Raw genomic sequence first — 14,686 nt, 5'->3', positions numbered from 1 at the left:
GAGCAGGCAAGTCATCTAGGTATGATTACTTGGGAGACGGGGGCGTAATCGATGGTCGCGCTGGTATCGACGGTGGCCTATCTCGGGCTCGAGGCGCGCAGCGTCGAGGTGCAGTGCCAGATCGCGCCGGGCATGCCGGGCTTCCATCTGGTCGGCCTGCCCGACAAGGCGGTCGGCGAGAGCCGGCAGCGCGTTCACGCCGCGCTCGCCGCGATGGGTCTCGCGCTTCCGGCCAAGCGGATCACCATTAACCTTTCCCCGGCCGACCTGCCGAAGGAGGGCTCGCATTACGATTTGCCGATCGCGCTCTCGCTGCTCGCGGCGATGGGCGTGTGCGATGCCGAGCAGATGGCGGAGTTCGTCGCGGTGGGCGAACTCGCGCTCGACGGGCGGGTGATCCCCTCGCCCGGCGTGCTGCTCGCCGCGCTCCACGCCAGCGGCGCCGACAAGGGCCTGATATGCCCCGCCGCGCAAGGCAGCGAAGCGCGCTGGGCGGGCGGCATCCCGGTGCTCGCCGCGCCAAACCTGCTGGCGCTGATCAACCATCTCAAGGGCACCAACGTCCTCGCCGAACCGCTTCCCGGCAAGGCCGCCGAGCCGGAGCGCGGCCCCGACCTGCGGCAGGTCAAGGGGCAGGAGACCGCCAAGCGCGCGCTCGAGATCGCGGCGGCGGGCGCGCACAACCTGCTGATGATCGGCCCGCCCGGCGCGGGCAAGTCGCTGCTCGCAAGCTGCCTGCCGGGGATCCTGCCCGAACTCTCGCCCGCCGAAGCGCTCGGCATTATGTAGCAAGCGCACCAGCGCGATGACGGGTGTTTTGCCCCGTGAGCGCGAACGTATCGAAAACGGTGACAATGCTCCTGATGCCGCTCCTGACTGGGAGTGAGCGCATATGCATATTTCAGGTATCGTCTGGGTGGCCATGTGGGTTTGTGGTATCGGCGAACCATCGGGGAAGCGAGATAACGCCGCGTCCTGGCTCATACCATCTCACATTTACCGTGAAGTGGCTTCGGCAAGTTTTCCCGCCGATGGTCGTATAATCAATCCAGGAATTGATACTCATGACCGCATTTCGGTTTTCGGGAACTTCAAAGAGCGGAACAGCGACGGGCTCATCATCTGGCCCGACTACCGCCCATCTTTTAGCCGGTTCGGGCGGACCGCCATTAGGTCCTTTTTTGGAACCAACGGCAACGATCCTTCCTGCTGCACGCCCTCTATTCACGACTTGTGCGGCGACCATTTGAACTCCCTTGCGGGCAGTACTCTCGCCTACCTTAGCGCCAATAACGTGCAAGATCGCACGTTCAGACTCGATGAACGCTTCCACATTGCGAGAAGCTTCATTGGCAGATCGCTGCGCTTCGATGGCGCCGGTTTCAGTGTGCCTTGCAGCCTCTCTCGCCCAGTGGGCGGCTCGCCAAGCGGCAGCAAGGGTCAAACCGCCGATCAAGGTTCCCAAGGCGCCGAAAAGCCAAGTGGCATTCTTGGAGCTGTCCGCAGCATCAGCGGCCTTCCATTGGGCGCAAAGATCGGAGGATCTGTTATCTTGGCCTTTCTGGCATGGCTGATCCAGTACCAAGCTATTGGGCACATCTTCCTCGGGCATCGGCTCCGAGGTTTTGCTTACCTTTGTGCCGGGGTCGCTGGCTGGCTTCTGCCCATCGGGCTCTGGTGGGTGAGCGCTGGCTAGTATCAGTCCAAACGCAATGTAGGCGAACCGATGGCCTCTAGACATTGGACGAAGAACACCGCCGTGAATTTACCCCGGCTGATCTTGTTCCTGATATTCGGCTCAGAGTCCATCACGCCAATGTCTGCCAGCTTCCCAACCAGTTCGGCATAGGTCACGCCCCGGCGCTTGAGTTCCGCCTTGAGCATCCCCTTGACCTTGTCTTCCCATTCTTTCTCGGCAACCGGCACTGTCGTATCTCCATGGCGTGTTTTGTCATCATAGACGATACATTCGCCATTGACAACGAGACGCTACGTCATCATGGAAAGTGCATACGCACTGGAAACGATGACATGCAGCACTTTCTCCTATCCGCCGCCGCCCGCACTCTGAGCCTCAAGAAGGTTTTTCGGATGGGCGAGGACGCTGCCTATCGCACGTTCTGTGAACTGCGCTGGCCGGAGAATGACGGCGAAGCGATATGCCCGCGTTGCGGCTGCGTCGAGACGTACAACATCACCACCCGCCGCAAGTTCAAGTGCGTTGCCTGCCACCACCAGTTTTCGGTTACGAGCGGGACGATCTTCGCTTCGCGCAAGCTGTCGTTCACCGATCTGCTCGCGGCCATCGTCATCTTCGTGAACGGTGCAAAGGGCGTATCGGCACTGCAAGTCAGCCGCGATCTGGACGTGCAGTACAAGACCGCTTTCGTCCTGTCGCACAAGCTGCGCGAGGCTATGGCGCTTGAGGACGCCGCGCAGACCCTTGAAGGCGAAGTCGAGCTAGATGGCGCGTATTTCGGCGGCTACGTGAAGCCCGCCAATGCCCGCGAGAACCGCCGCGACCGTCGCCTGTCCGTCAACCGCTCTGGCAAGCGCCAGGTCGTTGTCGTTGGCCGCGAGCGTGACGGTGACATGCTCACCGTCGTTGCCAAGAGCGAAGCGCAGGGCGGCGAAGTCATCGCGGCTCGCATTCACCACATGGCGACCGTCCATGCCGACGAGGCTTCGCATTGGGATGACCTTCACGCTAAGTTCGACACGCACCGGATCAATCACACGCTGGCATATTCGGACGGCTACGCCTGCACCAATCAGGCTGAAAGCTTTTTCTCGCGTCTGCGCCGGATGGAAGTCGGGACGCACCACCACATCGCGGGTCCGTACCTTGCTGCCTATGCCGGTGAAGCTGCATGGCGCGAGGACAACCGCCGTGTGTCGAACGGTGGGCAGGCTATGATGGTTGGCAACGCCGCTATGGCTTCGAAGGTATCGCGTCGCTGGGCAGGGTATTGGCAGCGGGCGGCTTAAGGCTCGCTTTGTCGCGCAAGCTCTTCTTCTGTCACCCGCCGCAACCCATCCTCGTCACAAATCTCGTATTCTGTAGGCGGACACGCTTTTAGGAGACCATAGCACTCGTTGTCCGAGATACCTTCAATGTTGAAGTGGCAATGATCCCCGGATGCTGTCGTTTGTTGGACTAAGCGAGCGCCGGCAGGAAGCGAAGCGACCGGTATTCGCCAGAAGACAGGCGGTTCTCCGCAGATTGCTCCATCGTAGAACGCCCGAATGTGCTCGCACGTTTCCAACCCATTTTCCGCGATGCAGTCGGAGCTAATAACTGAGACCCCGCCACCGGTAGAGTTCCGAAATGCAGGCCTGCTGAATCGTCGCTTTCCTGGAACATAGCGTTTAGGGTGCATGAGGCGTAAAATCTCGGTGACCGCCACCCGTAACTCTCCAAAGCGAAAACTAAGCCAGCGATTGACAGAGCCTCTTTCAGCTCTTCCTCGCCATTCTCTAGCTCATGCAGCAAATCATATTTTTTATTTGAAAGGCAATGAATTTCTGCGGATTTGCCATTATGATAGGCAACTATCGTGGCACCATCATCATCTCCCGGAACCACATCAAAGGCCGTCGCCCCAAGCTTCGCCAGCATCTGGAGTAGCATCAGGCCGCTAGAATATGCTTTGGCGGAAATTGGCCCTCCACGACCATAATCCCAGCCTTTTGGAAGGCGCTTGAGACTGGTCAAGCGCTCCGTCGCCTCAATGAGGTTGGCCATCATTTTTACCCTTAGTCGCGTTCAGGTTTTCCAATCCTTCCGCTACTTGTTTCGTTGTCATAATCTCACGACCGGTGACTTTCTCAAGCGTGTCAACCATTTGGTTTAACGCCTCGGCTAAAGTTTTTGCCGTGGTGTAAGACATGCTGATTGCAGCGCTCGGTTGGTTGTTCAATAACAAAATGCCATTAACGTCTGCATTGCTCAGACCCAGTTGGAAGCCATTAAAATACATGACAGGCAGCTCTAAGAGTTGCTCGTTTTGTTCCGTTTTTTCGGACATTAGGTCACGGACTTCCTCTCAACACATCATCAAAAACGATACATATAGCAGCATCGGTGATGATACACAGATTATAGTAGGCATATAGAGCTTGACAAGCGATTATCAATCGACGCCACGATGTATGAATGACGACCCGCACCGAAGCCTCAATCCTGCTCGCCCTGCTAGTCTTCGTGATCGGCGGCAATCTCTTGCTCTGGCTGCACAGCTAGCGCGCGATCTCCCATAGCTGGTAGTTCCCCGGCCCTTCGCTCGACACGACCAGCCCTTTCTCCCTCTGGTGCCTCAGAGCGCTCCCTACGCGCCGAACCATCAATGGAAGTAACTTCCGGTCTCCGGCGTCCAGACCGCGCTCCAGGATCATCTGAGCGGCAATCTCGCGGGTAGTGAGGGGATCGCGGGCCTGCCGCAGGATGGACAGCACAAGGCGGCTCATTTGCCCGCGTGAGGACCAGTCATCGGGCGGGCGGAACATCTTGGGCCGGATCGCCTCGACTTCCATGTCAGGAGCCACGACCGCCAATGCGGCGTCTATCGCAGCTAGATCCTGCACCAGCTTGGCAACCCGGTCATGCGCTGCCCGAAGTTCGCCCGCTATCTCCGCCCTGCGCTTGGCAAGGCCCGTTATCATGTAGTCTGTCATCGCCTGCGATACATACCGCGGAACGGGCGATTACATCTATCCTAGCGTTGGTGCCTTTGATACATAATGCCGGAAGCGCTCGAAACCTCGATGGTCGCCTCGGTCGCGGGCACGCTCGAGGAAGGCCGGATCAGCCGCGCGCGGCCGTTTCGCGCACCGCATCACTCGGCCTCGATCGCGGCCCTGACCGGCGGCGGCCTGCGGGTCAGGCCGGGCGAAGTCTCGATGGCGCATCTCGGCGTGCTGTTCCTCGACGAGTTGCCCGAGTTCCAGCGCGCGGTGCTCGATTCGCTGCGCCAGCCGCTCGAGGCCGGCGAAGTCACCGTCGCGCGCGCCAACGCGCACGTCACCTACCCCGCGCGGGTGCAGCTCGTCGCGGCGATGAACCCGTGCCGTTGCGGACACCTGGGCGATCCCGCGCTCGGCTGCTCGCGCGCGCCGAAGTGCGCCGCCGACTATCAGAGCAAGGTTTCCGGGCCGCTGCTCGACCGGATCGACCTCCACGTCGAAGTCGACCCGGTCCGCGCCGTCGACCTCGCGCTGCCGCCGCCCGCCGAGGGCAGCGCCGAGGTCGCCGCGCGCGTCGCGGGGGCGCGGGCGATCCAGACGCGGCGGCTCGAAGGCACCGGCCGTCGCTCGAACGCGGAGCTTGACGGCGACCTGCTCGATGCCCACGCCACCCCCGACGAGGCGGGGCGAACGCTGCTGATGCAGGCCGCCGAGGCGATGCGGCTATCGGCGCGCGGCTACACCCGCATCCTGCGCGTGGCGCGCACAATCGCCGATCTCGCAGCGAGTGAAACCGTGGGCCGCGTCCACGTCGCCGAGGCGCTGAGTTACCGCAGGCAACCTCCGCGCTCTTAGGCGGCGTGGACAAATTCGGTGCCGACCTGATTGTCTGATTTGGGTGGTTACCTGATATACGGAGCGATGGGCTGACCATCCCATTGCGACCGGCTCGTAAACGGCCATACACTTAGATCACCGTGTGCTTCCATGGCGGCGTCCATCTTGGCGTTCCGCGCCTTGATGATCCGGTCAACTGGCTTCAACAAGCCCAGTGAAAGCGGCACTAAAGCGCCAAGGCCCTCAATAAGAATGAAGTTGTCTTCGGGCTATTCGTATGGCAAATCACAGTGCAAATAGGCTTGGTATCGAGCGAAAAGCGTCAGTTCGTCTGGACTTGCCGCATCTTTACCCACTGCAAGACGCGGTTTGTGATCATCGTAATGAAGCCATAGCATTGAACCGACAGCGGCTAACGCCCGATCTTCTTTGGATGTGGGCCAGTCCGATTCCAAGTCGTCGCTGTTGATCTCACCGCTGGCAAAGCGTGCGATCAGAGCGGCGGCCTCATCTCTTTTCTGTCGGTCGATCATCATCGCATAATGCGCGGTTGTTCTTCGTCTGCAATGGGGCGGAACCGGGCATTCGAATTTGTCCACGCCGCCTAGGTGCGCGCGCCTAGTTGTCGCGAGTCGCGATCCGGCGATCGATCCCGCGCCGCATGTCTGCCGACCGTCGCGCCGACTGCCGCGCCTGCGCCTGACGCTGCTCACGACGCTGCGGCACCTGACGCGCCTGCGTCTGCTGTTGCGCCCGACGCTGCGACGCCTGACGCGCCTGCGCCTGCTGCTGCGCCCGGCGCTGCGACACCTGGCGCGCCTGTGCCGACTGCTGCGCACGACGCTGCGACGCCTGACGCGCCTGCGCCTGCTGCTGCGCCCGGCGCTGCGACGCCTGACGCGCCTGTGCCGACTGCTGCGCACGACGCTGCGACACCTGACGCGCTTGCGCCTGCTGCTGCGCCCGGCGCTGCGACACCTGGCGCGCCTGTGCCGACTGCTGCGCACGACGCTGCGACACCTGACGCGCCTGTTCATGCTGCTGCGCCCGGCGCTGTGACACCTGACGCACCTGCGCCTGCTGCTGCGGCCGGCGCTGCGATACGTGGCGCGCCTGCGCCTGACGTTGAGATATCGAACGGGTCTCGGCCCGCAACTGCTCGCGCCGCTGGGAGGCCTGACGCACCGGCGTGCGATGCAGCGCGCGACGCTGCGACGCCTCCCGGACCTGCCGCTGCTGTTGCGCGCGGCGTTGCAAGGTCCTGCGGTCCTGCGGCCGCGAGGATTGGGCGGTGGGACGATCGGTCTCGCGGCGCACTACCGCCGGGACGCCGCGAGCGCTTTCGGCCCGCCGCTCGGCGCGCACCTGCTGCTGACGCAGCGCCGCCTGCTGGCGCGCGAGCACCGCCTTGCGCACGCGACTGCTCTTGGAGGCCTCGCGATAGAAGCGCGGCGCGGTGCCGCGATAGTCGCGCGAGCGCCACTGGTCGAAGCGCTGCGCCGCGTATGTGCGCGCGGCCTGCTCCTGCGCCCAGCGGGTCTCGACCGCCGGCTCGTGCACCCGGGTCCAGTTGCGCCAGCCCTCGCGGCTGGAGCGCGCGCGCTCCCAGTTGCGCTGGTCGTTGACGATCGCCCCGCGCTGGCGCGTCCACAGCGGAGCGGCGACGCCGCGATGGCGGCGCGACTGGGCGGCGCGGTGGAGATCGACGCCGCGATCGTAGTAGCGCGTGGCGACGCGCCGCTGGTTGCGCAGGCGATCGCGATCGAGCACGCGCCCGTTGCGGTCGTAGATTACCGCCAGGTCGCTGCCGCGATAGCCATAGCTGTAATAGGGATCGCGCACGAGGAAGGGCCGCGCCGCGCCCGGTTCGTAGTAGTAATAGCGATAGCCCGAGCGGATCGGCTCGGCATAGCGCACGTAGCGATCGCCGGTACGCCAGGCCCACGGCTGCACGCCGCCGTAATCGAAGGCATAATCGGGCGGGCTGTCGGCGAGCACGCCGCCGAGCAGCGCCGCGAGGGCCAGATAGGAGAAGGTGTCGGTCCCGGCGTCGTCCGCGTAGTACGACGAGGGCTGCGGCGCGTAGTAGTCGCGGGAATCGTCGTAATAGTCATCGTAGTAGCGCGGAGCGTAGCCATAGCCGCTCGCGTAGGAAGCCGGCTCGCGCCCCGGGGCGTAAACCATCGGTTGCGCCGAAGGCATCGGCGGCAGCGCTTCGCCGCCCGGGTTGCCGGCGTCACCGAAGCCGAAGGTGTCCATCGGCCACTCGTAGCCGTTGTCGAGCATCGAATAGTGATCGGGGCTGTTGACCCGATCGTCGGGGCCGCAGGCGGCGAGCGAAGCGGTCAGGGCGACAAGGCTGGCGATGCCGAGGGCGCGGGGTGCCTTGATGGCCATGGCGCGTCTCCTTTTCTCGTTGCGTCGGTGAAATTGTTCACAAGGACAGACTGTTAGCTGAACGAGAATGAACGAGGCGTGGGATGGCTGTTCATCGAAGCGGCGAAATCCGCGCGTTTCGCACGATCTGGCGGCGGGGCGGCTCGGCTCGTCGCGGCGAGACGTTGGGGGCGAGCGTCGCAGCGCTATGCGGTCGCGTCGATCCAGCGGCGGCAGAGTTCGGACAGAGCGTCCCGCTTGGAGGCTATCTCTGCCGTGCTGCGCAATACGACGGCACCGCGATCGGGCGCGGGCCATTTCGCAAGGCCGTCGCCGTCCTCGAACTGAAAGGCGGTGCCATCCTTGGGCTTCGCGCCGCGATGGAGCACGAGGCGTACACCGCCCTTGCGTTCGATGCCGAGGGTGATCCGGTCATCGCCCTCGATTGCGAAGTTCGGCGCGTTCCACTTGATCGATTCGCTCAGCCCGGGTGCGCGGCGACCACGATAGCGCGGAGCGCATCGACCATCGCCCGACTCTCGCCGGACAGGCCCTGAAGGTACGCAGAGACCGGATCGACCGTTGCGCCCTCCCCTCGCTTCCGCCTCAGGCCGCGCGCAGTTCGGGAAGGACTTCGCGCGCAAAGAGACCCCCAGCCTCGCCCCAACTCTCTGGATAGAAGCCCGGACCGACCACGACGAGCCGTTCGAGGCCGAGCGCGAGAAGGCCGCGCAACCGTTCCGTGCAGTGCTCGGGCGAACCGACCACGGCGAAGCGCGCGACGAACTCGGGCGAGAGCGTGCCATCCCGGATGCGCGATTTCGAGGCCACGTTGCCGTGTTCTGTCATGTCGTAGCCTTCGCGCACCTTGTCCAGATCGCTGGCGCTGGCGGCATCCTCGGGGCCGACCGCCTTGCCGCCGATGACCTGAAAGCGCGCGAGCGGCGGCGCCATGTGCATCGCCACCTCCATCGCCGTCTCGGGATCGGGGTGGCACACGACGACGACTTGCGCGCCGTAGGAGATTCCTTCCTCGCCGAGCCCGCCCTCCGCCCTGGCCCGCCGCGCGCAGTCGAGCGCCCAGCGCATGCGCTCGGGCTCGGCGCCGACGCTGAAGGTCACGCGCTCTGCGACGGAGGCGGACATGGCGATCACCTTCGGCCCCGTAGCGGCGACATCGAGCGGGACCTTGGGCAGACCTTCGGGCAGCCACTTGAGCCGCACGCCTTGCGGCCGCGCGCCGAGCGACAGCGTCTCGGCTTTCGGCGCATCGCCCGCGGAACCGAAATCCTCGAAGCGCACTTCGCCGCCCGAGAGCAGCACCTGCAACTGGGCGATCGCCTCGCGAAAGCGCTTCAGCCCGACCGGCGCGTGGCCGAGATAGGCGAGCGCGGAATCACCCCGGCCGATGCCGAGTACCGCACGCCCGTTCGAGATCGCCTGGATCGTCGCGGCGGCACCGGCGGTGACCGCGAGGTTGCGCGTCAGCGGATTGGTGACGCCGGTCGACAGCTTGATGCGCTCGGTCGCGGCGGCCCATACGCCCATCTGCGCATAGGGATCGGCGCTCAGGCACTGCGAGTCCATGAACATCTGCCCGTCCCAGCCCTCGGCCTCGACCGATCGGGCAAGCGCCGGACTGGCCCCGGTGTTCGATCCGCCCGCGCGCCAGATCTCGCGCATCATCCGCCTCCCGCTTTGTCCTGGCGGCAAGCGTGGCGTGGATCGCGGCCCGGTGTCCAGCCCGCATTCGATGTGGATCAGTCTTCGTGTTCCAACTGGCGCAGGACTTCGTCGATCACGCCGCGGTCGCCGGCGAAGCCGAGGTGGGTGCAGCGCATCGCCACCGCGCGGTCGCGCTCGTGCGGCCAGCCGCAGGCGGAGCGCGGATGGATCACGCCGTCGCGCGCGCTCCACAAGGCGATCGTCGGCACCGGCGGCTTGTCCGCGCCGAAGCTTTCGACGGGCGGCGCGTCGACCGCGTGGCCGGTCACAGCCTGATAGACGCGCCACGCGTTGTTGGCGCGCGGATCGCCCGAGAACGGCGAGCCCAGCGTCACCACTTTGCCGACCTTGTCCGGCATGCGATGCGCGATCTCGCGCGCATAGAGGCCGCCCAGACTCCAGCCGACGAGCGTGACCGGCGCGCCCTCGGCGCGAGCGATCGCCCCGACCCGGCGCAGCAGATAGGCGAAATTCTGCGGAGTCGGCCCCAGGTTGAAGCCGAGGCCCCAGTGGTGGACAGTGTGGCCGGCCGCCTCGAGGGCATCGGCCATGGCCTGCATTCGCCGCGGATGCGCGCCGAAGCCGGGAATGATCATCACCGGCTGCGGGCGCGCGGTGCGGACCTCGCGCGCGTGGACCGGATGGCGCCTCCGCCACGAGCGCAGTTCGGCGAGCAGGTAGCGCAGCGGCGGCGTGCGCACGCCGTCCGGTTGCGGCTGGCGCGCGAGCGCAGCGCGGCGCGCTAGGACCTTCCAGGGCCTGGCGGCATTCCCGATAGCGCTGCTCCCGGCCGTCAGCGCGGCCGCGGCGATGGTCTCGAACATGATCTTCCGACTGCTTGCGGATCGGCAATGCGCGATCCGACCCTTGGGTTCCTGACTAGTACGGAGTCTTCGAACTGTCATTTAGGAACCGGTTTCCGTCAGAAAAGTGTCATCCGTCCTCGTCGCCGGTGCAATCGCCGACGCGCTTCGAATTGATCGCCATTTCCATCGACATCGGCTGGCCCTCGACCTCGCCGTCGGCATTGATGGTGATGGCGTAGGCCTCTTCGGAGTACGTGCCGCGCATCCGCATGTTCTGCGCTACGCCCTGCTCCTGGCAGGTCATCGCCGCATCGATCTTGCCGCCGTCCATCGAGAAATGCTCGTACTTGCAGTTCTCGCTGCCCGGCTGGAAGAAGTCGCCCTTGGGCCGCGACGCTTCCTCGGGCGTGAGGCAGGTGGAGCTGGTGCGCATCTTGCCCATCTGCTGCTGCATCATGCCCTTCATCTGGTCGGGCATGCCGGGCATGTCGAACTTGCGCATCTGCATCTGCACGTCCCAGCGCCCGGGCCTGGGCGTGATATCGGCCGCCGCGATCTTGGCCGCGACCGATTCGGCGGATTCCTCCGTCGAAGCCGCCTCCCCGGCCGTATCGCCTTCCGATTCTGACGACGAACAGGCGCCGAGCGAGAACGCTCCGGCTGCGAGCGTGGCGGTGATGGCGGCGCGAGCGGCGAGGCGCATGGATCGGATCTCCCAAAGACTTCGAATGGTTCGGCTCAAGCGCGGCAACCTAGCCGCGAGGCCGGTCGCTGCCAATGCGCCTCGCCCCGGGCTGAAGGCGTCTCAGCAGTCGCCGATGCGCTGGCCGGTCACCGTGCCCTTGAACCGCATCGTCCCGGTCTTGCCGTTGTTGATCGTGGTGTTGGTGTTCATCGTGTAGCCGCCGCCCGAAACGGTGCCGTCGACGATCGAGCGCATCGTACCCTGCCCCTTGACGTTGCAGACCATCACCGCGTGCATCTTGCCGCCCGAGAACGAGAAGTCCTCGTACTTGCAATCGCTGCCCTTGCGCGCGCCCAGCGCTTCGGACGGCGGACGGCTCGCCTGCTCGGGGGTGATACAGGTATCGACCGAATAGCTTTGCCCCATCCGTCCCTTGACCATGTTCGCCACTTGCGGCGGCATTCCGGGAATAGAGATATCGGTGATCTTCGTGGAACTGCGCCACTTGCCGGGTATCATCCCGCTGCCGGCGGCCTCGAGCCGGTCGGCAAATCCGCCAGAGAAGACAACAAGAGCACCAATGACTGCACATGACGCAGTAATACGACCGAATTTCACGAGACGACTTCCCCTCTGCTAATCTGGACTTGGCCCTTGTTGTTTCAGGCCTTGCCGCAGGTGTCCACCCCCGCCGAGAGTATCACTGAGCGGCCGGAGCCGGGCTTGCCGGGCAATCGCCGAGACGCGTCGTCTTCATGTGCATTCCGATTTTCGCGGTGCCCATCGGCGACTGGGCGTTTTTCATGTCGGCATCGATCGTGACGTCCGAGCCTTCCGGCCCGACCGTACCGGCGAGGACGAAAGTCGCGGTGCCCTCTGTCACGCTGGCGCAATCGAGCTGCGCACCCACCTTGCCGCCGCTGACGTCGAAGCGCGAATAGCGGCACTCGCCCCCCTTGCCGACGTCCTCGAACATGTCCTTGAAGCCCTTTTCCGACTGCTCCTGCGTCAGACAGAACTCGGTTTCCTGCGTCGTCTTGAGCGAGGCCGCCATCTTGTCCGAATCCTCCTTCGGCAGATTGGGCAGCTCGAACTTGGTGATCTCGATCACCTGCTTGTACTGGCCGGGACGCGGACGATTGATCTTGCCCGCCTCTTCCTTCGCCTCGGCCATCGTCTTCGGGCCCGTTTCCTGCGGCGCCTGCGAGGAATCGCAGGCCGCGAGCAGCGAGGCTACCAGCGCCGCGCCTGCCAGGGTGAAACCGTATTTCATGAATGCCATTCCCTCCGCTGGGACCCCGCGCAGGCCGCGCTAACACCCGCTCAGGCACCTGCCAATAGACGCGTTGCGAAAGCGGCACTCGTGCCCCATATGTTCCGCCATGGCCGAACTCGTTATCCGCCGCGGGCTGGAAGAGCCCGACACCTCCGGAAGCTTCGTTCCGCACAAGCCGCAGCGACCCGAAAAGTCGCTGCCGGGCAAGCGGCTGCAGATCGTCTCCGACTACGAACCCGCCGGCGACCAGCCGACCGCGATCGCCGAACTGGTCGAGGCGGCCAAGGACGGCGAGAAGACGCAGGTCCTGCTCGGCGTCACCGGCTCGGGCAAGACCTTCACCATGGCCAAGGTGATCGAGGAACTGCAGCGCCCCGCGCTGATCCTCGCGCCCAACAAGATCCTCGCCGCGCAGCTCTACGCCGAGTTCAAGGATTTCTTCCCCGACAACGCGGTCGAGTATTTCGTGTCGTACTACGACTACTACCAGCCCGAGGCCTATGTGCCCCGCTCCGACACGTACATCGAGAAGGAAAGCTCGGTGAACGAGGCGATCGACCGGATGCGCCACTCGGCCACGCGCGCGCTGCTCGAACGCGATGACGTGATCATCGTCGCCTCGGTCTCGTGCCTCTACGGCATCGGCTCGGTCGAGACCTATTCGGCCATGATCTTCGACATAAAGAAGGGCGAGAGCGTCGACCAGCGCGAGCTGATCCGCAAGCTCGTCGCGCTGCAATACAAGCGCAACGACGCCGCCTTCGCGCGCGGCAACTTCCGGGTGCGCGGCGACAATCTGGAAATCTTCCCCTCGCACTACGAGGACATGGCCTGGCGCATCTCGTTCTTCGGCGACGAGATCGAGGAGATCAGCGAGTTCGATCCGCTCACCGGCAAGAAGGGCGCCAGCCTCGACAAGGTGCGCGTCTACGCCAATTCGCACTACGTCACGCCCGGCCCGACGATGAAGCAGGCCGCCGAGGCGATCCGCTTCGAACTCACCGAGCGGCTCAAGGAACTGGAAGCGGAAGGCCGGCTGCTCGAAGCCCAACGGCTGGAGCAGCGCACCAACTTCGACCTCGAGATGATCGCCGCGACCGGCAGTTGCGCGGGCATCGAGAACTATTCGCGCTTCCTCACCGGGCGCCTCCCCGGCGAGCCGCCGCCGACGTTGTTCGAATATCTGCCCGACAACGCGCTGCTGTTCGTCGACGAGAGCCACCAGACGGTGCCGCAAGTCGGCGCGATGGCGCGCGGTGACCACCGCCGCAAGCTCACGCTCGCCGAGTACGGCTTCCGCCTGCCTTCGTGCATCGACAATCGCCCGTTGCGCTTCAACGAATGGGACGCGATGCGCCCGCAGACCGTCTGCGTTTCGGCCACCCCCGGCGGCTGGGAGATGGAGCAGACCGGCGGCGTCTTCGCCGAGCAGGTGATCCGTCCCACCGGGCTGATCGACCCGCCGGTCGCGATCCGCCCGGTCGAGGACCAGGTGCAGGACTGCATCAACGAATGCCTCGAAACCGCCAGGAAGGGCTACCGCACGCTCGTTACCACGCTGACCAAGCGCATGGCCGAGGACCTCACCGAGTTCATGCACGAGGCGGGCGTCAAGGTGCGTTACATGCATAGCGACGTCGAGACGCTGGAGCGCATCGAACTAATCCGCGACCTGCGCATGGGCGTCTACGACGTGCTCGTCGGCATCAACCTGCTGCGCGAGGGGCTCGACATCCCCGAATGCGGCCTCGTCTGCATCCTCGATGCCGACAAGGAAGGCTTCCTGCGCTCCGAGACCTCGCTGATCCAGACGATCGGGCGCGCCGCGCGCAACGTCGACGGGCGCGTGATCCTCTACGCCGACCGCGTGACAGGCTCGATGGAGCGCGCCATGGCCGAGACCGACCGCCGCCGCGCCAAGCAGGAGGAATTCAACGCCGAGCACGGCATCACCCCCACCACGATCAAGCGGCGCATCGCCGACATCGTCGCCGACACCGCCAGCCGCGACGGCGTGCTCGTCGACATCGATGCCGAGGGTGACAACAACCTCGTCGGTCACAACCTGCGCGCCTACATTGAGGAGCTCGAAAAGAAGATGCGCGCCGCCGCCGCAGACCTCGAATTCGAGGAAGCCGGGCGGTTGCGCGACGAGATCCGCCGGCTGGAGAACGACGAACTCGGCCTTCCCGACGCCGAGCACAAGGCTCCCAAGGTGGGGCGCTCGAACGAGGGCAAGCCAGGGACGAGGAAGATGCGATACGGCAAGACGCAGCGGAAGTGGGGGAAGTAGGTCAG

15 protein-coding genes and 2 pseudogenes are annotated in these 14,686 nt (G+C 64.6%); 6 read left to right on the top strand and 11 right to left on the bottom strand.

Going from position 1 to position 14,686, the window contains the following annotated elements:
* Window positions 1–51 precede the first annotated feature (51 nt).
* Together B2G71_RS02565 and B2G71_RS23995 are read left to right on the top strand one after the other, a co-directional pair.
* Window positions 52–777, top strand: a pseudogene (locus B2G71_RS02565) (magnesium chelatase domain-containing protein); the annotation flags it as partial.
* A 115-nt stretch (window positions 778–892) separates the two neighbouring features.
* Window positions 893–1,696, top strand: a complete 804-nt coding sequence (locus B2G71_RS23995; protein ID WP_168176224.1) for a hypothetical protein — start codon at window positions 893–895, stop codon at window positions 1,694–1,696.
* 2 nt (window positions 1,697–1,698) lie between these two features.
* Here B2G71_RS23995 and B2G71_RS02560 read toward each other — a convergent pair whose 3' ends face one another.
* Complete coding sequence (locus tag B2G71_RS02560) at window positions 1,699–1,926, bottom strand: DUF6471 domain-containing protein (RefSeq protein ID WP_206049254.1); 228 nt, start codon at window positions 1,924–1,926, stop codon at window positions 1,699–1,701.
* 105 nt (window positions 1,927–2,031) lie between these two features.
* On the opposite strand from B2G71_RS02560, the gene B2G71_RS02555 reads away from it, so the two are divergent.
* On the top strand, window positions 2,032–2,988 hold the full coding sequence (locus tag B2G71_RS02555; RefSeq protein ID WP_098104170.1) for an IS1595 family transposase: 957 nt from the start codon (window positions 2,032–2,034) through the stop codon (window positions 2,986–2,988).
* A gap of 169 nt (window positions 2,989–3,157) precedes the next feature.
* On the opposite strand, the gene B2G71_RS23655 is transcribed toward B2G71_RS02555, so the two are convergent.
* The 3 genes from B2G71_RS23655 to B2G71_RS02550 form a co-directional block, all read right to left on the bottom strand.
* Window positions 3,158–3,745 (bottom strand): hypothetical protein, encoded by a 588-nt coding sequence (locus B2G71_RS23655; protein ID WP_141521474.1) that lies wholly within the window; start codon window positions 3,743–3,745, stop codon window positions 3,158–3,160.
* Window positions 3,729–4,028, bottom strand: coding sequence for a hypothetical protein (locus tag B2G71_RS23650; RefSeq protein ID WP_141521473.1), 300 nt, complete (start codon window positions 4,026–4,028; stop codon window positions 3,729–3,731). The genes B2G71_RS23655 and B2G71_RS23650 overlap by 17 nt, the downstream gene beginning before the upstream one ends.
* A 211-nt stretch (window positions 4,029–4,239) precedes the next feature.
* A complete protein-coding gene (locus tag B2G71_RS02550; protein WP_098104169.1) occupies window positions 4,240–4,674 on the bottom strand; it encodes a hypothetical protein in 435 nt (144 codons plus the stop codon).
* Between the two features lie 72 nt (window positions 4,675–4,746).
* On the opposite strand from B2G71_RS02550, the pseudogene B2G71_RS02545 reads away from it, so the two are divergent.
* Window positions 4,747–5,538 (top strand): annotated as a pseudogene (locus B2G71_RS02545) (ATP-binding protein); the annotation flags it as partial.
* A gap of 251 nt (window positions 5,539–5,789) precedes the next feature.
* Here B2G71_RS02545 and B2G71_RS23645 read toward each other — a convergent pair.
* Window positions 5,790–6,119, bottom strand: a complete 330-nt coding sequence (locus tag B2G71_RS23645; protein WP_141521472.1) for a hypothetical protein — start codon at window positions 6,117–6,119, stop codon at window positions 5,790–5,792.
* A 19-nt stretch (window positions 6,120–6,138) separates the two neighbouring features.
* Complete coding sequence (locus B2G71_RS02540) at window positions 6,139–7,917, bottom strand: hypothetical protein (RefSeq protein ID WP_098104168.1); 1,779 nt, start codon at window positions 7,915–7,917, stop codon at window positions 6,139–6,141.
* A gap of 83 nt (window positions 7,918–8,000) precedes the next feature.
* Between B2G71_RS02540 and B2G71_RS24435 the strand changes: the two genes are divergently transcribed.
* Window positions 8,001–8,453 carry a hypothetical protein gene (locus B2G71_RS24435; protein ID WP_240529969.1) on the top strand — a complete coding sequence of 151 codons (453 nt, stop codon included), beginning with the start codon at window positions 8,001–8,003 and terminating at the stop codon, window positions 8,451–8,453.
* Between the two features lie 49 nt (window positions 8,454–8,502).
* Here B2G71_RS24435 and B2G71_RS02530 read toward each other — a convergent pair whose 3' ends face one another.
* The 5 genes from B2G71_RS02530 to B2G71_RS02510 all read right to left on the bottom strand — a co-directional run bounded on the left by B2G71_RS02530 (window position 8,503) and on the right by B2G71_RS02510 (window position 12,385).
* A complete protein-coding gene (locus tag B2G71_RS02530) occupies window positions 8,503–9,579 on the bottom strand; it encodes an LLM class flavin-dependent oxidoreductase (protein ID WP_168176222.1) in 1,077 nt (358 codons plus the stop codon).
* Between the two features lie 77 nt (window positions 9,580–9,656).
* On the bottom strand, window positions 9,657–10,445 hold the full coding sequence (locus B2G71_RS02525) for an alpha/beta fold hydrolase (RefSeq protein WP_141521470.1): 789 nt from the start codon (window positions 10,443–10,445) through the stop codon (window positions 9,657–9,659).
* Between the two features lie 109 nt (window positions 10,446–10,554).
* The gene (locus B2G71_RS02520) at window positions 10,555–11,130 is read right to left on the bottom strand and encodes a DUF3617 domain-containing protein (RefSeq protein ID WP_098104165.1); all 576 of its coding nucleotides are present in this window, start codon (window positions 11,128–11,130) and stop codon (window positions 10,555–10,557) included.
* Window positions 11,131–11,232: 102 nt separating this feature from the next.
* Window positions 11,233–11,730 (bottom strand): DUF3617 domain-containing protein, encoded by a 498-nt coding sequence (locus B2G71_RS02515; protein WP_141521469.1) that lies wholly within the window; start codon window positions 11,728–11,730, stop codon window positions 11,233–11,235.
* A gap of 82 nt (window positions 11,731–11,812) precedes the next feature.
* Window positions 11,813–12,385, bottom strand: coding sequence for a DUF3617 domain-containing protein (locus B2G71_RS02510; protein ID WP_168176221.1), 573 nt, complete (start codon window positions 12,383–12,385; stop codon window positions 11,813–11,815).
* A 109-nt stretch (window positions 12,386–12,494) separates the two neighbouring features.
* On the opposite strand from B2G71_RS02510, the gene uvrB reads away from it, so the two are divergent.
* A complete protein-coding gene (gene uvrB / locus B2G71_RS02505) occupies window positions 12,495–14,681 on the top strand; it encodes an excinuclease ABC subunit UvrB (RefSeq protein WP_098104162.1) in 2,187 nt (728 codons plus the stop codon).
* Window positions 14,682–14,686 lie beyond the last annotated feature (5 nt).

Origin of the sequence: Novosphingobium sp. PC22D, assembly GCF_002556635.1 — a bacterium.
GTDB lineage: Bacteria > Pseudomonadota > Alphaproteobacteria > Sphingomonadales > Sphingomonadaceae > Novosphingobium.
This window is presented reverse-complemented; position numbering and strand designations above follow the sequence as displayed.